The organism is Variovorax durovernensis, assembly GCF_977011995.1.
In genome coordinates, this window is sequence record NZ_CDRNCW010000001.1 from 6240859 (window position 1) to 6261039 (window position 20181).

At 66.5% G+C, this 20181-nt stretch carries 21 protein-coding genes; 7 read left to right on the forward strand and 14 right to left on the reverse strand.

Features of this window, described 5'->3' with window-relative positions; genetic code table 11:
- Positions 1–323 precede the first annotated feature (323 nt).
- Both hemB and ACWV14_RS29625 read left to right on the forward strand, forming a co-directional pair.
- A complete protein-coding gene (gene hemB / locus ACWV14_RS29620) occupies positions 324–1310 on the forward strand; it encodes a porphobilinogen synthase (protein ID WP_454906126.1) in 987 nt (328 codons plus the stop codon).
- 19 nt (positions 1311–1329) lie between these two features.
- The gene (locus ACWV14_RS29625; RefSeq protein WP_454905297.1) at positions 1330–2460 is read left to right on the forward strand and encodes a magnesium transporter CorA family protein; all 1131 of its coding nucleotides are present in this window, start codon (positions 1330–1332) and stop codon (positions 2458–2460) included.
- Positions 2461–2547: 87 nt separating this feature from the next.
- On the opposite strand, the gene ACWV14_RS29630 is transcribed toward ACWV14_RS29625, so the two are convergent.
- Positions 2548–2916 (reverse strand): DUF4148 domain-containing protein, encoded by a 369-nt coding sequence (locus ACWV14_RS29630; protein WP_422084690.1) that lies wholly within the window; start codon positions 2914–2916, stop codon positions 2548–2550.
- Between the two features lie 220 nt (positions 2917–3136).
- Positions 3137–3463 (reverse strand): alpha/beta hydrolase, encoded by a 327-nt coding sequence (locus tag ACWV14_RS29635; RefSeq protein ID WP_454905299.1) that lies wholly within the window; start codon positions 3461–3463, stop codon positions 3137–3139.
- Between the two features lie 117 nt (positions 3464–3580).
- Between ACWV14_RS29635 and ACWV14_RS29640 the strand changes: the two genes are divergently transcribed.
- Complete coding sequence (locus tag ACWV14_RS29640) at positions 3581–4495, forward strand: LysR family transcriptional regulator (protein WP_422084688.1); 915 nt, start codon at positions 3581–3583, stop codon at positions 4493–4495.
- A gap of 48 nt (positions 4496–4543) precedes the next feature.
- Here ACWV14_RS29640 and ACWV14_RS29645 read toward each other — a convergent pair whose 3' ends face one another.
- Together ACWV14_RS29645 and ACWV14_RS29650 are read right to left on the reverse strand one after the other, a co-directional pair.
- The gene (locus tag ACWV14_RS29645; protein ID WP_422084687.1) at positions 4544–5227 is read right to left on the reverse strand and encodes a dienelactone hydrolase family protein; all 684 of its coding nucleotides are present in this window, start codon (positions 5225–5227) and stop codon (positions 4544–4546) included.
- A 48-nt stretch (positions 5228–5275) separates the two neighbouring features.
- Positions 5276–5881: a DsbA family protein gene (locus ACWV14_RS29650; RefSeq protein WP_454905302.1), complete on the reverse strand. Its 606-nt coding sequence runs from the start codon at positions 5879–5881 to the stop codon at positions 5276–5278.
- Positions 5882–5952: 71 nt separating this feature from the next.
- On the opposite strand from ACWV14_RS29650, the gene ACWV14_RS29655 reads away from it, so the two are divergent.
- Together ACWV14_RS29655 and ACWV14_RS29660 are read left to right on the forward strand one after the other, a co-directional pair.
- Entirely contained in the window at positions 5953–6699 is a 747-nt protein-coding gene (locus ACWV14_RS29655) for an SDR family oxidoreductase (RefSeq protein WP_454905304.1), read from the forward strand.
- 3 nt (positions 6700–6702) lie between these two features.
- Entirely contained in the window at positions 6703–7356 is a 654-nt protein-coding gene (locus ACWV14_RS29660; protein WP_454905306.1) for a MarC family protein, read from the forward strand.
- Between the two features lie 4 nt (positions 7357–7360).
- On the opposite strand, the gene ACWV14_RS29665 is transcribed toward ACWV14_RS29660, so the two are convergent.
- The 10 genes from ACWV14_RS29665 to purT all read right to left on the reverse strand — a co-directional run bounded on the left by ACWV14_RS29665 (position 7361) and on the right by purT (position 18300).
- A complete protein-coding gene (locus tag ACWV14_RS29665) occupies positions 7361–7822 on the reverse strand; it encodes an EVE domain-containing protein (protein ID WP_454905307.1) in 462 nt (153 codons plus the stop codon).
- Positions 7823–7989: 167 nt separating this feature from the next.
- Positions 7990–9156, reverse strand: coding sequence for an ABC transporter substrate-binding protein (locus ACWV14_RS29670; protein ID WP_454905309.1), 1167 nt, complete (start codon positions 9154–9156; stop codon positions 7990–7992).
- A 34-nt stretch (positions 9157–9190) separates the two neighbouring features.
- Positions 9191–11047 carry an AMP-dependent synthetase/ligase gene (locus tag ACWV14_RS29675; RefSeq protein ID WP_454905311.1) on the reverse strand — a complete coding sequence of 619 codons (1857 nt, stop codon included), beginning with the start codon at positions 11045–11047 and terminating at the stop codon, positions 9191–9193.
- A gap of 5 nt (positions 11048–11052) precedes the next feature.
- Positions 11053–11826, reverse strand: coding sequence for an ABC transporter ATP-binding protein (locus ACWV14_RS29680; protein ID WP_081270403.1), 774 nt, complete (start codon positions 11824–11826; stop codon positions 11053–11055).
- A 340-nt stretch (positions 11827–12166) separates the two neighbouring features.
- Positions 12167–12988, reverse strand: a complete 822-nt coding sequence (locus ACWV14_RS29685) for an ABC transporter ATP-binding protein (protein ID WP_454905313.1) — start codon at positions 12986–12988, stop codon at positions 12167–12169.
- Positions 12985–14061 carry a branched-chain amino acid ABC transporter permease gene (locus ACWV14_RS29690; protein ID WP_454905315.1) on the reverse strand — a complete coding sequence of 359 codons (1077 nt, stop codon included), beginning with the start codon at positions 14059–14061 and terminating at the stop codon, positions 12985–12987. Before ACWV14_RS29690 ends, ACWV14_RS29685 begins: the two co-directional genes overlap by 4 nt.
- Before the next feature lie 95 nt (positions 14062–14156).
- Positions 14157–15032 carry a branched-chain amino acid ABC transporter permease gene (locus tag ACWV14_RS29695; protein WP_081270406.1) on the reverse strand — a complete coding sequence of 292 codons (876 nt, stop codon included), beginning with the start codon at positions 15030–15032 and terminating at the stop codon, positions 14157–14159.
- A gap of 14 nt (positions 15033–15046) precedes the next feature.
- The gene (locus ACWV14_RS29700; protein ID WP_454905318.1) at positions 15047–15889 is read right to left on the reverse strand and encodes a helix-turn-helix domain-containing protein; all 843 of its coding nucleotides are present in this window, start codon (positions 15887–15889) and stop codon (positions 15047–15049) included.
- A gap of 110 nt (positions 15890–15999) precedes the next feature.
- Complete coding sequence (locus ACWV14_RS29705; protein WP_454905320.1) at positions 16000–16950, reverse strand: alpha/beta hydrolase; 951 nt, start codon at positions 16948–16950, stop codon at positions 16000–16002.
- Positions 16951–17097: 147 nt separating this feature from the next.
- Positions 17098–18300 (reverse strand): formate-dependent phosphoribosylglycinamide formyltransferase, encoded by a 1203-nt coding sequence (gene purT, locus ACWV14_RS29710; protein ID WP_454905322.1) that lies wholly within the window; start codon positions 18298–18300, stop codon positions 17098–17100.
- 173 nt (positions 18301–18473) lie between these two features.
- Between purT and ACWV14_RS29715 the strand changes: the two genes are divergently transcribed.
- The gene (locus ACWV14_RS29715) at positions 18474–19322 is read left to right on the forward strand and encodes a 3-hydroxybutyryl-CoA dehydrogenase (protein WP_285415083.1); all 849 of its coding nucleotides are present in this window, start codon (positions 18474–18476) and stop codon (positions 19320–19322) included.
- A gap of 37 nt (positions 19323–19359) precedes the next feature.
- Positions 19360–20175: a crotonase/enoyl-CoA hydratase family protein gene (locus tag ACWV14_RS29720; RefSeq protein ID WP_454905324.1), complete on the forward strand. Its 816-nt coding sequence runs from the start codon at positions 19360–19362 to the stop codon at positions 20173–20175.
- The last annotated feature ends 6 nt before the right edge of the window (positions 20176–20181 follow it).

A 20181-nucleotide genomic window follows, 5' to 3' on the forward strand; every position in this document is an offset into this window, starting at 1 on the left:
AGGGCTCTGGAAGACCTTCGGGCAAAAAAAAGCCCGACGTCTTCACGTCGGGCTGGGAAGCCCTTTTGCTGTCACACATCAAGGCACCCGCTCAGGGAGGAAAAGCGGGGAGCGGCAAGCCGCCCGCTTCAGAATTTAACAAAGACGAAACAAGGTTTCAAGCGACTGAGGCACTTTCTTTGACATTTAAACCAAAAATTTGAGAACCTTAGGCCTACGATTTACCGTAGTTGTCAGACAACCGACCCCGCAATGCCAGTACTGCGAAATGTCGCTTCAGGCACAATTTTGACCATATGACGTCATCAAATTTACCTTTGGCCATGTTCCCCGCCGGCCGGCCACGCCGCCTGCGCCGCGACGCATTCACCCGCAATCTGGTGCGCGAACATGCATTGACGGTCAATGACCTCATTTACCCGGTGTTCGTGCAGGAAGGCGAGAAGCAGCGCGAGGCGGTGCCGTCGATGCCCGGCGTGGATCGCCTGAGCCTCGACCTGCTGCTGCCGGTGGCCGAGCAATGCGTCGAGGCAGGCATTCCGGTGATGGCGCTGTTCCCGGTGATCGACGCCAGCCTCAAGACGCCCGACGGCAGCGAGGCTTTCAACCCCGACGGGCTCATTCCCCGCGTTGTCGCCGCCCTCAAGGCGCGCTTCCCGGAACTGGGCGTGATGACCGACGTCGCCCTCGACCCCTACACCAGCCACGGCCAGGACGGCGTGCTCGACGACACCGGCTACATCCTCAACGAGGAAACCGTTGAAATCCTGGTGAAGCAGGCACTCACACAATCGCAAGCCGGCGTGGACATCGTTGCTCCCAGCGACATGATGGACGGCCGCATCGGCGCCGTCCGCCAGGCGCTCGAAGCCCGGGGCGACATTCACACGCGCATCATGGCCTACAGCGCCAAGTACGCCAGCGCCTTCTACGGCCCCTTCCGCGACGCCGTCGGCTCGGCCTCGACGCTCGGCAAGAGCAACAAGAAGGTCTACCAGATGGACCCCGGCAACAGCGACGAAGCTCTGCGCGAAGTGGCGCTCGACATCGCCGAAGGCGCCGACATGGTGATGGTGAAGCCCGGCATGCCGTACCTCGACATCGTGCGCCGCGTGAAAGACGAGTTCCGCGTGCCGACCTTCGCCTACCAGGTGAGCGGCGAATACGCCATGCTCAAGGCCGCTGCCCAGAACGGCTGGCTCGACCACGACGCCGTGGTGCTCGAAAGCCTGCTGGCCTTCAAGCGCGCCGGCGCCGACGGCGTGCTCACGTACTTCGCGCTCGACGCCGCGCGCCTCCTGAAGAAGTAACGGCCCGCCGGCATCGGGCATGCGTATTTTCGAAATCGACCGTTCGCGGGTCAGTGAACACGCGGCGCTGGCGCCGCTGGCCGTGCCGGGCACGTGCGGCGCCGGCGGCTATCTCTGGATCTCGCTCACACGCGAGGAATTCAAGGCCTCGCTGGCCGAAGTGCAGCAGATCCTTCAGACCCTCTGCCTGACGCAGCTGGTCGACCTGCACGTGGCCGACCTGCTCAACGAGCAGTTGCCCTCGCACTACGACTACACCTCGAAGTACGACGTGCTGGTGTTCCGACGCCTGGCCAACGGCAACGGCAACGGCAAGGGGACCGAGGCGCCGCCTGCGCCCCGCAGCGGCCCGCCCGTGCTGCGCCGGGTCGACACCCGCCCGGTCGGCTTTGCGGTGTTCGACCGCGTGCTGCTGTCGGTACACCCGGAAGACGGCGCGGTGCGCGACGCCTTCGCCGCCCGGCTGCTGGCCGCCGCCTCGCCCGACGGCCAGGGCGCCCCCGCGCTCGACGTGCGCGCCACCTCGGCCCGGCTGCCGACGAGCCCCTCGGACCTGATGCTGCGCGTCATCAACCAGATCGTCGACGGCTACCTGGATTTGCGGCGCGAACTCACCAAACAGCTGGACCACTGGCAGACCGAGCTGATCGACCCGCGCAGCCGCTTCACCAACTGGAGCGCGCTGATGGAGGCACGCCAGTCGCTGCACCACCTGGACGAGATCTGCGAAGACCAGCGCGCCGCCATGCAGGACTGGATCGACTCGCTCGAGACCCTTCCCTTGCCCAAGGGCGAAGCCGAGCAGCGCGAGCGCGAACTCATCATGATCCGCAGCCGCGACGTGCTCGAGCACATCGAACGGGTGGTGCACCACGTGCACCGGCTCGAGCAGAACGCCGAGACGGCGGTGCAGATGCATTTCAGCGTCCAGGGCCACCGCGCCAACGACATCATGCGGGTGCTGACGGTGCTGACCGCCGTGTTCCTGCCGCTGAACCTGATCGCGGGCATCTTCGGCATGAACTTCGAGTTCATCCCGCTGGTACACAAGGCGGACGGCTTCTGGATCGCGATGACGTCGATGCTGGTCATCGCCGTGCTGCTGGTGCTGATTTTCTGGCGCAAGCGCTACCTCGCCCGCACGCGCTGATCGCCGGCCCATGAAAAAAGGGGCCACGCTGCTCGCGTGGCCCCTTTTTCAATCCGGCGGCCCCGAATGGCGGCCGTCTTGTCTGGCTTACTTGGCGGTTGCGCCAGCACCTTGCTGGGCTTGAACGCGAACGTCCATCGGGTGTTGCATGGTCGAGATGACCTTGCTGTTCACGCGCGAACCCGAGGTCACGTTCTGGTCGGGAGCGTAGGCGGTGCGAACGGCTTCGGCTTCGACGATTGCGCGGTCCTTCGACACAGCGACCGTTTCCGGGCCGCGCGAACCGCGGGTCACGTTCTGGTTCGGAGCCGATGCGGTGCGCACGGCTTCGGCGTTCACGTCTGCACGGCTCTTGGTCGAGACGGCGGTGTTCACGCCTTCGTAGGTTTCTGCTTGCGCGCCAGCGGCGGCGAACAGGGTCAGGGCGGCAACTGCGAGGATTTGCGAGGTCTTCATATTCATTTCTCCTGGATGTTCGTTGGACCGGTTGTCCACCAGGCTTGCATGGTCGCTTGCCTGTGCAGCGAGTTTCGGGGCGAATCACATGGCCGAAACACGCCGATCAGAGACACCGTGTTTCCTCTATTGAAACAATGGCGACATGAAGGCATGCAAGTAAAAAAGCCGGCCCGGTTCGCACCGGGCCGGCCTCTCGCAAATGGCGCGTCGCCAGGGGCTACTGACGCCCGGTGCCGAGCTGCGGCGGCACTTCGCTGTTGAAGAAGGCGCGGCGGTCCAGGTTCTGGTTCGGCGCATGGGCGGTGGCCACGGCTTCGGCACGAACCGACGCCCGGTCCCGCACGCTGGGCCGCGAGGTCAGGGGCTCCGGCACCACGTCGCCATATATGTTGCCGGCGCGCGCCGCGGCATCCGCCCCCGCCACCACGTCGGCCCGGCTGGTCGTGGCCTGAAGCGGCTGCACCGGCGCATAGCCCTGGGCCTGCACACCGGCGGCGGCCAGCATCGACAGGGCTGCTGCGGCAATGATGTTCGAGGTCTTCATGTCAGTTCCTTCCGGCAAGCGGCGGCGTGTAACCGAAGTGTCGCCCAATCTGGTTAGGAAAAACCCGGGAGAATCGAACCATCGCGTTCCCAAAACGGAAACAATGGGCTCACTCACATGGACAGTCTCGATCTGATCAGAACCTTCCGGGAAGTCGCCTCCCACGGCAGCTTTTCCCAGGCAGCCAAGAGGCTGGACATGTCGAAGGCCACCGTCAGCAAGTATGTGGCCGAGCTGGAAACCCGCTTCGGCGTGCGCCTTCTCAACCGCTCCACGCGCTCCGTGAGCCTCACCGACGCCGGCCAGCTGCTGCTGGAGCGCAGCACCCCGATGCTCGAGATGGTCGAGCTCACCCAGTCGGAGCTGCAGGACCGCGCCAGCCAGCCCGGCGGGCGGCTGCGCATTTCGGCGCCGCACGGCATGGGCAGCGGCGAATTTCCGAACCTGCTGGCCGACTTCATGCGCTACTACCCCGACGTGACGATCAGCCTGCAGCTGACCAACCGCACCGTCGACCTGGCCGAGGAAGGCATCGACGTCGAGCTGCGCAGCGGTCCGGTCGAAGACGCCAACCTCATCGTGCGCAAGCTGCGGCTCATGAACATGGTGGTTTGCGCCTCGCCGGTCTACTGGAAGAAGCACGGCAAGCCCGAGCACCCGCGCGACCTCTCCAGCCACGAGGCGCTCACCTTCTCTCTGCAGGGCCAGCAGCCGGTCTGGCGCTTCGACGACAACGGCACGCCGATCGACGTGCCGGTGAAGAGCCGCATGGACTGCACCGAAGGCGCGCCGCTCATCCGCGTGGCCATGCACGGCTTCGGCGTGATCTACCTGCCGTCGATCCTGGTGCAGTCGCACCTGGACCACGGCGAACTGGTGCCGGTGCTGCAGGACTACGCCCGCAAGGACATGTGGCTTTCGGCCGCCTACCTGCAGCGGCGCCACAACAGCGCCGCGCTGCGCGCGCTGCTCGATTTCCTGCAGACCCGCGTGGGTCCCGGCAGCACGACGCGCAAGCCGAGCCACTCATGAAAAAACCCGGCGCTGCCGGGTTTTTTTATTGGAGAACGGACGTCAGGCTCAGCCGAGATGCTTGGCGAAGAACGCCAGCGTGCGCTCGCGCGCCAGCTTGGCAGCGTCCGCGTCGTACGAGCCGCGCTGGTCGCAGTTGAAGCCGTGGCCGACCGGGTACACATGCACTTCCACTTCGGGGTGCGCCTTCTTGAAGGTCTCGATGGTGTCCAGCGGGATCCAGTGGTCCTGGTTGCCGAAGTGCGCGAGCACCGGCACCTTGGGCTGGCGGGCGGTTTCTTCCGGCGTGGTCATGCCGCCGCCGTAATACGGCGCTGCCGCCGACAGGCCCGGCAGGAGCGCGGCCGAGCGCCACACCAGCAGGCCGCCCCAGCAGTAGCCGACGATGCCGACCTTGCCGGCCTTCGACGCATAGGCGATGGATGCCTCGATGTCCTGCAGCACGCCGGGCGCCGGCAGCGCCTCGACCGCCGTCTTCAGGCCGAAGCCGTTCTTCATGTCGTCGTCCGAATAGCCCAGCTCCACGCCCGGCTTGACGCGGTGGAAGGTGGCCGGCGCCACGGCCAGATAGCCTTCGGCCGCATAGCCGTCGGCCACCGAGCGGATGTGCGAGTTCACGCCGAAGATTTCCTGCACCACGACCACCGCGCCGCGCGGCTTGCCCGCGGGCTCGGCCACGTAGGCGGGAAAAGTGAAGCCGTCCTTGGCGGTGAGATCGATGAATTGACCCATGTCCTGGTACTCCTAGATGGTGAATCGAATAGATGAATGAATGCCGGGCTAGGCGCGCAGCGCCCGTTCGACGAAGTCGAGGCGATCTTGCCCCCAGAATATTTCGCCATCGATCACGTAGCTCGGCGCGCCGAACACCTGGATGTCGATGGCCTCCTGCGTGTAGGCCTCGTAGCGCTCCTGCACCGCCTGGCTCTGCGACTGTTCGGCGCGCTTGGCCGGCAGGCCGCACTCGGCGACCAGCGCTTCGAGCACGTTCGGGTCGCCGATGTTCCGCTCCTGCACCCACACCGCCTCGAACACCGCCGCGCACATGCGCATGGCGACATCGGTGCCGTCGTGCAGGTCGACCGCGATGATCAGCCGGGCTGCGTCGTCCCCCGCGACCGGGAAGAACTTCGGCTTCGGGTTCAGCGGCAGCCCGAGGTGGCGCGAGAAGCGCGCGAGTTCGACCAGCCGGTAGGCCTGCCGCTGCGGTGCGCGCTTGCCCAGCGGCAGCCCGCCCGACACCGGGAACACGCTGCCCATGTCGATCGGCCGCACCCGCACCGTGGCGCCTGCGGCCTTGGCAATCGCCACGAAGCGGGAATGTCCCAGATACGTCCACGGGCTCTGCGGAGGAAAGTAATAGTCGATCGTCTTGCTCGTGCTCATTCGCATGCCCCCGGTGATGTAATCAGCCGACGGTTTTAACTGACGCGCAGTTTCTCTGCAGGAGGTAGGTTTTGGACCAGGTGCTCTTGATCACGGGCGGCGGACGCGGCATCGGCGCTGCCACCGCGCTGCTCGCCGCGCAGCGCGGCTATGCGGTCGCCGTCAACTACGCCAGCAATTCGCTGGCCGCCGACGAATTGGTGCGCACCATCCGCGCGGGCGGCGGCACGGCCATGGCGGTGCGGGCCGACGTGGGCGACGAGGCCCAGGTGCTCGCCATGTTCGAGCAGGTCGACGCCAGGCTGGGCCGCCTCACCGCGCTGGTGAACAACGCGGGCATCGTCGACGTGACGGCGCGCGTCGACGAAATGAGCGTGGCGCGGCTCGAGCGCATGTTCCGCATCAACGTGATCGGCAGCTTCCTGTGCGCGCGCGAGGCCGTGCGCCGCATGAGCACGAAGCACGGCGGCACGGGCGGGGCCATCGTCAACGTTTCCAGTGGCGCCTCGCGGCTGGGCTCGCCGGGCCAGTACGTCGACTACGCCGCCAGCAAGGGCGCCATCGACACCTTCACCGTCGGCCTGGCCAAGGAAGTGGCGGACGAAGGCATCCGCGTGAACGCGGTGCGCCCCGGCGTGATCGACACCGAGATCCACGCCTCCGGCGGCCTGCCCGACCGCGCCGCCGCGCTCGGCCCGCAGATCCCGATGAAACGCGCCGGCACCGCCGAGGAGATTGCCGGCGCCATCCTCTGGCTGCTCTCGGCAGAGGCCAGCTACACCACCATGGCATTGCTCGACGTCACCGGAGGCCGCTGAGCCATGAGCACATCGATGGACCTGATCAAGCCGCTGGTCACGCTGGTGGCCATCGTCAACCCGCTGGCCATCGTGCCCTTCTTCATCCACTACACGCAGGGCTACAGCGACGCGCAGCGCCGCCACACCGTGCGCATGTCGGCCTTCAGCGCCTTCGTGGTGATCGCCGTGAGTGCGCTGCTCGGGCTGCAGCTGCTGTCGTTCTTCGGCATATCGATCGCGAGCTTCCAGGTCGGCGGCGGGCTGCTGCTGCTCATGAGTTCGCTGTCGATGCTCAACGCCAAGCCGGCCGAGAGCAAGACCAACATGGAAGAGCTGCGCGCCACCGAGGTCAAGGCGTCGATGGGCGCGTCGATCGCGGTGGTGCCGCTCACCATTCCGCTGCTCACCGGGCCGGCCACCATTTCCACCGTGGTGATCTACGCCGACAAGGCGCAGCACCTGTGGGAACTTGCCATCCTGGTGGGCTACGGCGTGGTGGTGGCGCTGGCAACCGCCCTGGCTTTTTCGCTCGCGCAGCCGATCGCGCGGGTGCTCGGCAAGACCGGCATCAACATCATGACGCGGCTGATGGGGTTGATCCTCGCGGCGCTCGCGGTCGAGGTGATGGCGGATGGCCTCGGCAAGCTGTTCCCGATCCTGAACAAGATCGGCTGAGCCATCAGGCCAGCATCTTCTCGATGATCTTCCAGTGCGCCGGCTCCACCGGCGTGATCGACAGCCGGTTTCCCTTGCGCAGCACCACCAGGTCGGCCAGCTCGGGCCTGGCGCGCAGCTCGGGCAGGGCCAGCAGCCGTGTCTTGCGCAGCGCCTGCACGTCCACCAGCAGCCAGCGCGGATCTTCCGGCTTGGCGCCCGCGTCGTAGTAGGGCGATTTCGGGTCGAACTGCGTCGGGTCGGGCTTGATGCCCGAGGCCACCCGCGCGATGCCGGCAATGCCCGGCTCCGGGCAGCTCGAGTGATAGAAGAGCACGCCGTCGCCGACCTTCATGCCGTCGCGCATGAAGTTGCGTGCCTGATAGTTGCGCACGCCGGTCCACGCCACGGTGGCGTGGGGCGCGGCGAGCGCATCGTCGATAGAGACCTCGTCGGGCTCGGATTTCATCAACCAGTACTGTGGCATTGCGGTCTCTTCACCAGCGGAGTTCGCCGCGAATATAAACCCGCCTCAGCCTGTGCGTCTTTGTCGTGGAACACCGCGGAACCGGCTTTGCCGGGCCGCAGGTGTTGCCCCCGGCGAGGGGGTGTGCGCCGCGACACGAAGTGCGCGAAGCATGGGGGAGTGCCGTATTACGGTGTCACATAGTCCGACACCACGACCCACTTGCCGTCCTTGATCTGCGACAGCCGCGACTGGTCGTTGCCCAGGCGCTTGGTGGCGGTGTAGGTGCTCTTGGGGCTGCCGAACATGTCGGGCTCGAAGGTGATGCTGTCCATCGCCTTGATGAAGCTGTCGGTCGTGAGGTTCGGGCCGGCCTTGGTCGCGGCCTTGATGAACGAATCGATGATCACGTAGCCGTACACCGAGAACACGGTCGGGTCTTCGTTGAACTTGGTCTTGTACTTGTTGGCCCAGAAGCGCAGCGGCTGCGACTGCTCGTCGGTGTAGGGGTTCTGCACCGTCATGGTGGCGTAGACGCCGTCCATCGCCTTGCCGCCGAGCTTGTGGATCAGGTCGGTGTAGGCCGCGCTGGAGCCCAGGAAGGTCGGGTTGAAGCCGGTCTTGCGCGCCTCGCCCACGGTGCCGATGGTCTCGCGGATGATGGTGCCGAGCACCACGAGGTCGCAGTTGGCGGCTTTCATCTTCGCGACCTGCGAGCTGAAGTCGGTGGCGCCGCGCTTGAACGATGTTTTCTCGGCCAGCTCCATGCCCGCGGCCTTCAGGCCCGCCTCGGCGCCGCGCTGCACCTCGAGCCCGAACTCGTCGTCCTGGTAGATGGTGCAGACCTTCTTGGCACCCTTGTCCTTGATCATCTTCGGCAGGGCCAGGCGGATCTGGTCGTAGTAGGTGGCGGCGAACGAATACTTCAGCCGGTTCAGCGGCTCGTACATTTCGCGCGCCGCGGTGATGGGCATGTAGTTGATGATGTTCTTGTCGAACTGCACCGGCATCGCCGCCATGTTCTGCGCCGTGCCGATGTGGCCGGCCATGATGAAGATCTTTTCCTGGTTCACCAGCTTCTGCGCGGCCAGCACGGCCTTCTTCGGGTCGTAGCCCGAATCTTCCACGAACAGCTTGAGCTTGCGTCCGTTGACGTTGCCCTGCTCGTTGAGTTCGTCCACGCGCAGCTGCATGCCGTTGCGCGCCTGCTTGCCGAAGCCCGCCAGCGGGCCCGACAGGTCCTGGATGGTGCCGATGCGGATCTCGTCCTTGCTCACGCCCTGCTGCTGTTGCGCGGACGCAAGCGTCGCGGTCAGGCCCAGCACGGCCAGCGTCGTCAGTGTCTTGAGCTTCATGCGGTTGTCTCCTCGGGTTAACGAAAAACACGGATCAGCTGTACATGGCCTCGATGCGCGCCGCGTACTTGGTCTGCACCAGCTTGCGCTTGAGCTTCATCGTGGGCGTGAGCTCCTCGTCCTCGGCGCTGAGCTGCGTCTCGAGCAGGAAGAATTTCTTGATCTGCTCCACGCGCGCGAACTTGGCGTTGACACGGTCGATCTCGCCCTGGATCAGGTCCAGCACTTCCTTCGTGCGCGTCAGGCTTTCGTAGTTGCTGAACGGCACGTCGTTGTCCTGCGCAAACTTCTCGACGTTCTCCTGGTCGATCATGACGATCACCGTGAGGTAGGGCTTCTTGTCGCCGATCACCACGGCATCGGTGATGTAGAGGCTGAACTTGAGTTCGTTCTCCAGCTCGCTCGGCGTGACGTTCTTGCCACCTGCCGTGATGATGATGTCTTTCATCCGGTCGGTGATGCGGAAATACCCGTCCTCGTCCATCACGCCGACGTCGCCGGTGTGCAGCCAGCCTTCGGCGTCGATGGTCTCGGCGGTCTTGTCGGGCAGGTTGAGATAACCCATGAAGACATTGGGGCCGCGCACCAGGATCTCGCCGGTGGCGGGGTCGATGCGCACTTCGTTGTAGCCCGTGGCCGGCCCGATGGAGCCTGGCTTGATGCGCGTGGCCGGCACCGCGGTGGAGGCGCCGCACGACTCCGTCATGCCCCACACCTCGAGCATCGGCACACCGAGCGCCAGGTACCACTTGACCAGCTCGGGCGAAATGGGCGCCGCGCCCGTCACGAGAAAGCGCGAGCGATGGATGCCGATGAGCTTGCGCGCGTTGTCCAGCGCCAGCAGCCGCGCGAGCCTGAACTTGAGCTTGAGCCCCGCGCCGACGGGCTCGCCGGCCAGCACTTTCGCCGCGATGGCTTCGCCCACGCCGATGCTCCACTTGTAGGCGGCCTGCTGCAGCGGGCTCGCTTCCTTCAGCGCGATCATCACGCCCGAATAGAACTTCTCCCACACGCGCGGCACGGCGGTGAACACGGTGGGTGCGATCTCGCGCACGTTCTCCGGCACGGTCTCCGGGTTCTCGACGAAGTTGAGGATGGAGCCGGTGTACATCGCGAAGTACTCGCCGCCCATGCGCTCGGCGATGTGGCACAGCGGCAGGAAGCACATGCGCTCGTCTTTCTCGTCCTGCGCGATGAGCGTGTTGTAGCCGCGCGCGGTGTAAACCAGCCCCGCGTGGCTGTGCATCGCGCCCTTGGGCTTGCCGGTGGTGCCCGACGTATAGACGAGGATGGCGAGGTCTTCGGGCCGGCAGGCGGCCACGCGGCGCTCGACGGCCTGCGGATCGCCCGCAAGATGCGTGCGGCCGAGCTCGCGCAGTGCCTCCAGGCTCATGACGCCGGGATCGTCGAGGTCGCGCAAGCCTTCCATGTCGAACACGATCACGCGGCGCAGGCCAGGCAGCCCGGCGCGCACTTCCAGCGCCTTGTCGAGCTGCTCGTCGTCTTCCACGAAGAGCACGGTGGTGCGCGAGTCTTCGCACAGGTAGTGCACCTGCGAGGCGGCGTCGGTCGGGTAGATGCCGTTGGACACGCCGCCGCAACTGAGCACGGCCAGGTCTGCCAGCACCCATTCGATGACGGTGTTGGACAGGATGGACGCGCACTCGCCGGGCGCGAAGCCGATGGCCATGAGCCCGGCCGCGATCTCGCGCACCGCGTCTGCGGTCTGGTGCCAGCTCCAGCTGCGCCAGATGCCCAGCTCCTTCTGCCGCATCCACACGGTGTCGCCGCGCTGCTTCACGGCATTCCAGAACATCGCGGGAATGGTGTCGCCGGGCACGACGACGTCGAGGCGGGGTTCGAAGGTGTCGAGTTCCCAGAGTCCTTTCATGGTGGCTATCTCCAGGTCTTCTTCTTTTTCCAGCGCCGCTCGCCGCGCACGCCGTCGTCTTTCACGCCGAGGTAGAACTCCTTGATGTCTTCCTTTTCCCTCAGGCGTTCGCAGGAGTCTTCCATCACGATGCGGCCGTTCTCGAGCACGTAGCCATGGTCAGCCGCATTGAGCGCCATGTTGGCGTTCTGCTCGACCAGCAAGATGGTGGTGCCGCGCTCGCGGTTGATGCGCACCACGATCTCGAAAATTTCCTTCGTCAGCTTGGGGCTCAGGCCGAGGCTGGGTTCATCCAGAAGAATGAGATGCGGCGCGGCCATGATGGCGCGCGAGATGGCCAGCATCTGCTGCTGCCCGCCTGAAAGAAGGCCAGCGTCCTGTGTCGCGCGTTCGCGCAGGATGGGGAAGTAGGCGTAGACGGTCTCCATGTCACGCGCCACGCCGTCGCGGTCCTTGCGGGTGTAGGCGCCCATCAGCAGGTTGTCCTTCACCGACAGCAGCGGGAACACTTCGCGGCCTTCGGGCACGTGGCTCAGGCCCTGCTGGACGATGTAGGCCGGGTCCTTGGCTGTGATGTCCTTGCCCTGGAACTCGATGCTGCCTTTTCTCGGGTCGATGATTCCGGAGATGGTCTTCAGGATGGTTGTCTTGCCTGCGCCGTTCGAGCCCAGGACCGTCGCGATTTCTCCCTGCCTTACTTTCAGGCTCACGCCCCGGATGGCCTTGATGGGGCCGTAGGCGCTCTCTACATTGAGGAGCTGGAGGACGGCGTCGCTCATTTTTTTGCGCTTTCGTTCGGGGAGCGGCGTTGGAGCCCCTGTCCCGCGCGGGCCGACGTCACCGGCCCGCGCGGGACTGGGGCCCCAACGCCGTGCACACGCTCGAGTAGTTTCCAACCCCGGCCAAGCCCGGTGTGCGGTGCGGGGCGGGCGCCCCCTCTGTGCCGCTGAGGAGCGCAGCTTTCCGCGGATAAGGACCCGCCCTTGTTTGAGCGAAGCGAGTTTGGGCGGGACCCCGCGGAAAGCGAGCACCGGAAGGGAGCCCGAAGGGCCGGCATAGTGGGGGCGCCCGCCCCGCACCGCATACCGGGCGTCCCCAAAGAGGCAACGAACGAAGCATTCACGCCGCCACCCTCCTCAAGCTGCTCACGTCATCCACAGTCCCAAGGTAAGCCTCGACAACACGCGGATCCGCCTGCACCTCACCGGGAGTTCCTGTAGCCAGCACCTCCCCTTGGTTCATCGCAAGCACCCGGTCGGACACTTTGGAAACAAGCGACATGTCGTGCTCGACCATCAGCACCGACACACCCAGCTCATGCTGGATGTCCTGGATCCAGAACGCCATGTCCGCCGTCTCTTCCACATTGAGACCCGACGACGGCTCGTCGAGCAGCAGCAGCTTGGGCTCCGTGCACAAGGCACGCGCAAGCTCGACGACCTTGCGAACGCCATAGGGCAACCCCGCCACCATCGAATCGCGATGGTGCTGCAGGTCCAGCAGCTCGATCACCTGCTCTGCCTTCTCGCGCGCGGCAATCTCCGCACGCCGCGTCGCGGGCGTGAAGAACACCTCGCTCCAGAACCCCGTCTGCCGGTGCGTGTGACGGCCGATCAGCAGGTTGTGCAACACCGTCGCATGCTCGAACAGCTCGATGTTCTGGAAGGTACGCGCAATGCCCAGCGCCGCAATCGCATGCGGCGCCTGCTGCGTCAGCGCCAACGAGCCGCCCGCCTCGCCATGCCACGTGATCTCGCCCGTGGTCGGCGTGTAGATGCGGCTGATCAGGTTGAACACCGTCGTCTTGCCCGCACCGTTCGGGCCGATCAGCGTGAACACCTCGCCGCGCCGCACGTCGAAGCTCACCTTGTTGACCGCCAGCACGCCGCCGAAGCGCACGCTCAGGTCCTTTGCGGAAAGAAGAATGTCGCCGCTGCTCATCTCAATCGGTCCGACTTGGTGAACGACTTCTGCCGCTTGAACAACCCCTTGCGGTAGAACGGAAAGAGCTGCAGCCATGTGCGCACCTTGAGCCAGCGCCCGTACAGCCCCAGCGGCTCGAACAGCACGAAGGCGATCAGCACCACGCCGTAAACCAGTCCCTGCAAGCCAGGCGCCTGCCCGATGGCTTCGGGCAGCCAGTCCTTGCCGATCGAAATCAGCTGAGGCATCGCTATCAGGAAGATCGCGCCCAGGAACGCGCCGTGCACCGAGCCGAGCCCGCCGATCACCACCATCAACAGCAGGTCGATCGACTGCAGGATGCTGAACTGGTCGGGCGAAATGAAGCTCAGCTTGTGCGCATACAGCGCGCCGCCCAGCCCCGCGAGCGCGGCCGAGATCGCGAACGACATCGTCTTGTAGCGCGCCAGGTGAATGCCCATGCTCTGCGCCGAAATTTCCGAATCGCGGATGGCGACGAAGGCACGGCCCGTCGGCGAGCGCAGCAGGTTCAGGATGCCGAGCGTGGCCAGCACCGCCACCACCAGGCACAGAAAGTAGAAACCGTCGCCCGAGCCCAGCGACCAGCCGAAGAGCTGCGGCGACTTCACGTGCAGCCCCGCGTTGCCGCCCGTCACGCTCTCCCACCGCGCGAACACTTCTTCCACGATGAAGCCGAAGGACAGCGTCGCGATGCCCAGGTAGATGCCCTTCACGCGCAACGCCGGCAACGCGACCACGACGCCCACGGCCGCCGACAGCCCTGCGGCAGCCACCAGCGCCAGCGGAAACGGTACGCCCAGGTTCGTCAGCACGCCCTGCGTGTAGGCCCCAGCGCCCAGGAACGCCGCATGCCCGATGGAGAACTGCCCCGTGAACCCGGCCAGCAGCATCAGCCCCAGGCCGACGATGCCGTAGATCAGCACGAAGGTCAGCTGCGCGAGCCAGTACTCGTCGATGACCCACGGCGCGGCGATGAGGAACGCAACGAGCAGGCCGTACCAGAACACATGGCCGCCGTGCCGCGCAAGGCGGATGTCCTGGTCGTAACTCGTTTTGAAGATGAAGCGCATGGTTCAGGTCCGCCGCCGGGCCGCCCCAAGGCGGACCTGCCCCCCCTCGGGGGGCAGCGAGTACACGAAGTGACGAGCGTGGGGGCGCATTTCTTTTAGACCTTCTTGCGGAGCTTTTCGCCGAACAGGCCGTTGGGCTTGATCATCAGCATCAGCAGCACCACGATGTACGGCGCCGTGTCCTTGAAACCGTCGGGCAGGTAGAAGCCCGCGAACGACTCGACGATGCCGATGACCAGCCCGCCGACGATCGCTCCCGGCAGGCTGCCGAAGCCGCCCACCACCGCCGCCGGAAAGGCCTTGAGCCCGATGAAGCCCATGTTGGCGTGCACGAAGGTGATGGGCGCGAGCAGCATGCCCGCGATGGCCGCGACCGCCGCCGCAAGCCCCCACACCAGTCCGTTGAGCCGCTTCACCGGAATGCCCATGTAGTAGGCCGCCAGCTGGTTCTGCGACGAGGCCTGCATCGCGATGCCGAGCTTGCTGTAGCGGAACATCGCGAACAGCAGCCCGCACAGCACGGCGGTGGCGATGATGATCGCCAGCTGCTCCAGGTTGACCACCAGTTCGCCCAGCTTCCAGATCTGATCCTTGTAGGGCACGGCCAGCGTGTGTGTCTCGGTGCCGATGCCCGGCACCATGGTGATGACGCCGCGCGCCACGTAGGCGATGCCGATGGTCAGCATGACGATGGAGAACTGCGGCTGCCCCAGGATGGGCCGGATCACCACCAGCTCCAGCAGCACGCCGAAGGCCGCCATCGCCACAACCGCGAGGATGGCCGCGAGCCAGAACGGCATGCCGAACAGCGACATGCCCGCGAACGCACCGAAGGCGCCGAGCATCATCAGGTCGCCCTGCGCGAAGCTCACCGTCTCCGTTGCCTTGTAGATCAGCACGAAGCCCAGCGCGATCAGGCCGTAGATGCAGCCTTGCGCAATGCCCGACAGCAGCAGTTGAAGGATCTGCATGCCCGCCGCCTGCCCTACTGCCGGAAGCCGCCGGCCAGGTCGTGCAGCGCGAGGCGGCGCGAACCGGCCACGATGTCGCTGGGCTTGAGGCCGTAGACCTGGCGGATCGAATGGCTGAAGTGGGTGGAGTCGGGGTAGCCCGTGTCGAGTGCGATGTCGGTGAGCGTGCTGCCCTGCTGGACGTAGCGCAGCAGGCTGCGCGCGCGCTTCCAGGCGCGGAATGCGCGAAAGGCCATGCCGGTCTCCTGCTTGAACAGGTGCAGGAAGCGCGAGAACGACAGGTGCACCGAGGCCGCGCACTCTTCGGCCGACATCGCCGCGGCGGGGTCCGCGTTGATGGCGTCGGCCACCTTGCGTATGCGCGCATCGAGCGCGCGCGGCGCCAGCGCCTCGCCGAAGAACAGCGCGTCGAAGTCGAAGCCCTCGAAGTTCATGCCGCGCGCCGAAGCCGCCAGCAGGTGGGCATGGGCGTCGCGCACGCGCTGCACGAAGGCCGGCGCATCGACCGGGCCGCAGTGCTGCATGAACGCCGGCAGGCGCGCGGGGTCGACCGACTCCGACTCGACCAGCAGGTTGAAGATCAGCGGATGCGCGCTCTCCACCTGGTGCGGCACGTGCGGCGGCACGACGATGAATTCACCGGTGAGCCACGCGCCACCACCCACGCGGATGCGGTTCGGCGGCGCGCCGGCGGGCGACACGTACATGCCGTGCCCGCCCATCGTGCGCTCGGCGGCGGCGCCGAGCAGGCCGGCATAGAACACGCGGTGCGGCGTGAGCCACATCAGGCGCTCGCCCTGCCGTGCGGCGCCGCTCAAGCTGGTGTGCGTTGGCGGCGTCGTCCTCGTTCGCTGCATGGTGTTTGTCTCCTGCATCGGTGGACTGCCACTCTGTGGTGGCGTCTTTGTTGGCTGGATCGTAGCGGCGCGGGCCGTCTGCGAGGCATCGATTTGCGCGGGGACTTTCCCTAGGCCGCGGCAAAGGCGCGGCGCAGTTCGGCCGCGCACAGCGCCACTGCGGTGTTGGCCTCGTCGAGCACCTTGCCCATCGGCACGAAGCCATGGATCTGGCGCTCGAAGCACACGTACACCGCGCGGTTGCCGGCCGCGGTGAGCGCATCGGCATACGCGGCACCCTCGTCACGCAGCGGGTCGTAGCCGGCGGTGATCACCAGGGCCGGCGGCAGCTTCGACAGGTCGGAGTGCAGCAGCGGCGAGGCGCGCCAGTCGAGGTCGTGCGCCGGGTCGGTGATGTAGTGGTCGTGGAAGTAGCTCATGGTGTCGCTGGTCAGCAGATAGCCCTGCCCGTTGCTCTGGTGCGAGGGGTGCACGCGGCGCATGTCGGTGGCCGGGTAGATCAGCAGCTGGAAGGCGATGGGCAATTCACCCGCTTTGCCCGCATCGCGCGCGGCGATGGCCACCACGGCCGCGAGGTTGCCCCCCGCGCTGTCGCCGCCTACGGCCAGGCGGCTCGCATCGAGCCCCAGCGTCGCGGCCTCGCGGCGCACCCAGCGGGTGGCGGCCAGCGCGTCGTCGAAGGCGGCGGGGAAGCGGTGCTCCGGCGCCATGCGGTAGTCGACCGCGACCACCGCGCAGCCGGCACCGTTGGCCAGTTCACGGCACAGCACGTCGTGCGTGTCGAGGTCGCCGATGACCCAGCCGCCGCCGTGGTAGTACACCAGCACCGGCAGCGGGCCGGCGCCCGAACCCAGCGGCCGGTACAGGCGCACCGGGATGGTGCCGTGCGGGCCGTCCGCCGCGAGGTCACGCACTTCGGCCACTTCAGCCGGCAGCGGCTGGGTGGCGGTGCGGCGATCGCGGTAGAAGGCACGCGCGTCGGCAGGCGAGAGGGTGTGCGTCGGCGGAATGCCGCGCGCCTCGATGAAGTCGAGCAAGGCGCGAGCCTGGGGATGCAGCATGGTGTCTCCGGTGGATCGTTGCGAGCGTCCAGTGTGGAAGGCAACGGGTCCGCGCGGTATCCGCACGCACCCGCAGCCCCATCCCGACCGGGCCCGGCAAGCCCCGCACCATGCCCGCGCCCTCGCGGCGCGGCTTGCGGAAACTGGCTACGCCTTGCGTGGCTTCACGCGCGAGGCGGCTTCCTTGGCGAGCTTGCGGGCCGTGTCGGTGTCGCCCGCGTGCACCAGCGCCACGCCCATGCGGCGCTTGGTGAAGCTCTCCGGCTTGCCGAACAGGCGGATGTCGCTGCCGGGCACCTGCAATGCTTCGGCCACGCCGTCGAAGGCGATGCCGGTGGCATCCACGCCACCGTAGATCACCGCGCTGGCGCCAGGGCTCTTGAGCGAAGTGTCCACCGGCAGGCCGAGGATGGCGCGCGCATGCAGCTCGAATTCGTTCTGCCACTGCGTGGCCATGGTGACCATGCCGGTGTCGTGCGGGCGCGGGCTCACCTCGCTGAACCAGACCTCGTCGCCCTTCACGAACAGCTCGACGCCGAAGAGGCCCTGGCCACCCAGGTCGGCCGTGACGGCCTGCGCGATCTGCTGCGCCTTCTGCAGCGCGGCGGGGGCCATGGGGTGCGGCTGCCAGCTCTCGACGTAGTCGCCGCTCACCTGCACGTGGCCGATGGGGTCGCAGAACTTCGTTTCCACGGCGCCGGCGGCGTCCTTGGCGCGCACGGTCAGCAGGGTGATCTCGTAGTCGAAGTCGATGAAGCCTTCGACGATCACACGGCCATGGCTCACGCGGCCGCCGGCCATGGCGTAGTCCCAGGCCTTCTGCACGTCGGCGGGGGCGTCGATCTTGCTCTGGCCCTTGCCGGAGCTGCTCATCACGGGCTTGACGATGCAGGGGTAGCCAATGCCCTCGTCGATGGCCGCCTGCAGCTCGGCCAGCGAGTCGCAGAACTTGTAGGGGCTGGTGGGCACGCCCAGCGTCTCGGCGGCCAGGCGGCGGATGCCTTCGCGGTCCATCGTCAGGCGGGCGGCGCGGGCGGTGGGAATGACGCGCACCACGCCCGCATCTTCGAGCTGCTGCAGCATGGGCGTGGCGATGGCCTCGATCTCCGGCACCACCAGCGTGGGCTTCTCGGCCTCGATCAGCGCTTTCAGCTGCTCGGGGTCGCTCATGGTGATGGTGCGGGCATGGTGGGCCACCTGCTGGCCGGGGGCGTTCTCGTAGCGGTCGACGGCGATAGTCTCGACGCCGAGGCGCTGCAGGGCGATCAGCACCTCCTTGCCGAGTTCACCGGAGCCGAGCAGCATCACGCGGGTGGCGGAGGGGGAAAGGGGGGTGCCGAGGGTGGTCATGGTCGGGGATCGGAAAAAGAGGGAAAAAAGCAACCGCAGCACTGTAAGCCACCCGCGCGGCGCAGGTGTCACACGCGGCAACGGCGGGACTCCAGGGCTGATTCACAATCGATGTTCCTGCCGCGGCGCCCGCCCCGTGCACCCCCTTTTTTGTTTCTTCAAGGAGTTCTCTCATGGCTATCCAGACTGTCGGCATCATCGGCGCCGGAACGATGGGCAACGGCATCGCGCAGGCCTGCGCGGTGGCCGGCGTGAAGGTGGTGATGGTCGACATCGCCCAGGCGGCGGTCGACAAGGGCCTGGCCACGGTGTCGGGCAGCCTCGACCGCCTCATCAAGAAAGAAAAGCTCACCACCGAGCAGAAGACCGCCGCGCTGGCGCTCATCCAGGGCTCCACCAACTACGAAGACCTGAAGAGCGCGCAGCTGGTCATCGAAGCCGCCACCGAGAACCACGCGCTCAAGCTCAAGATCCTCAAGCAGGTCGACGAGATGCTGGCGCCCGAAGTCATCATCGCCTCGAACACCTCGTCGATCTCGATCACGCAGCTGGCCGCCGCCACCTCGCGCCCCGACCGCTTCATCGGCATGCACTTCTTCAACCCGGTGCCGATGATGGCGCTGGTGGAGCTGATCCGCGGCTACCTCACGAGCGACGCCACGCACGACACGGTGAAGGAACTGGCCGAGCGCCTGGGCAAGTCGCCGATCACGGTGAAGAACGCGCCGGGCTTCGTGGTCAACCGCATCCTGGTGCCGATGATCAACGAGGCTTTCTTCGTGCTGGCCGAAGGCATCGCCACGGCGGAAGACATCGACGCCGGCATGAAGCTGGGCTGCAACCAGCCCATCGGCCCGCTGGCGCTGGCCGACATGATCGGCCTGGACGTGTGCCTGGCCGTGATGGAGGTCTACCTCGAGCAGTTCGGCGATTCCAAGTACCGCCCCTGCCCGCTGCTCAAGGAAATGGTCGCGGCGGGCCAGCTCGGCCGCAAGACCGGCCGCGGCGTGTACACGTACTGAGCCGCGCAGCCATAACAACAACACGGAGACAAGACCGATGACTGCAACCCCCACCACCCCGCCGACAGAAGGCTGCATCGACACCCAGGTGCTCGACCACGTGCTGCTGATCGGCATCAACCGCCCCGCCAAGCGCAACGGCTGGACGCCGCCGATGTTCAGGCAGCTGGCCGAGGCCTACACCCGGCTCGACGACGATCCGAACCTGCGCGTGGGCGTGCTGCATGCCTTCGGCGACCATTTCACGGCGGGCCTCGACCTGCCTGCGGTCACCGAGTACATGAAGCGTGGCGAGAAGGCCATTCCCGCCGGCCTCGTGGAGCCGCACGACTTCGGCCTGCCCGACTACCGCCGCCGCACCAAGCCGATGGTGGTGGCCGTCAAGGGCATCTGCTTCACGGTGGGCATCGAGCTGATGCTGGGCGCGGACATCGTGGTGGCGGCCGACAACTGCCGCTTCTCGCAGATGGAAGTGCAGCGCGGCATCATGGCCACGGGCGGCGCCACGCTGCGCATGGCCGAGCGCGCGGGCGTGGGCAACGCGATGCTGCACCTGCTCACGGCGGACGAGTTCGACAGCGCCGAGGCCTATCGCCTCAACTTCGTGCAGAAGGTGGTGCCGGCCGGGCAGGAGCTCGACACGGCACTGGCCATCGCGCAACGCATCGCGGCGCAGGCGCCGCTGGCGGTGGTGGCCACGCGGCTCAACGTGATCAAGGCGGTGGAGCAGGGCCCGCTGGCGGCGGTGTCGGAATTCATCGAGACGCAGAAGCGCCTGTCGAACAGCGAGGACGCGGCCGAAGGCGTGCGCTCTTTCGTCGAACGCCGTCCCGCGCGCTTCAGCGGCCGTTGATCCCCT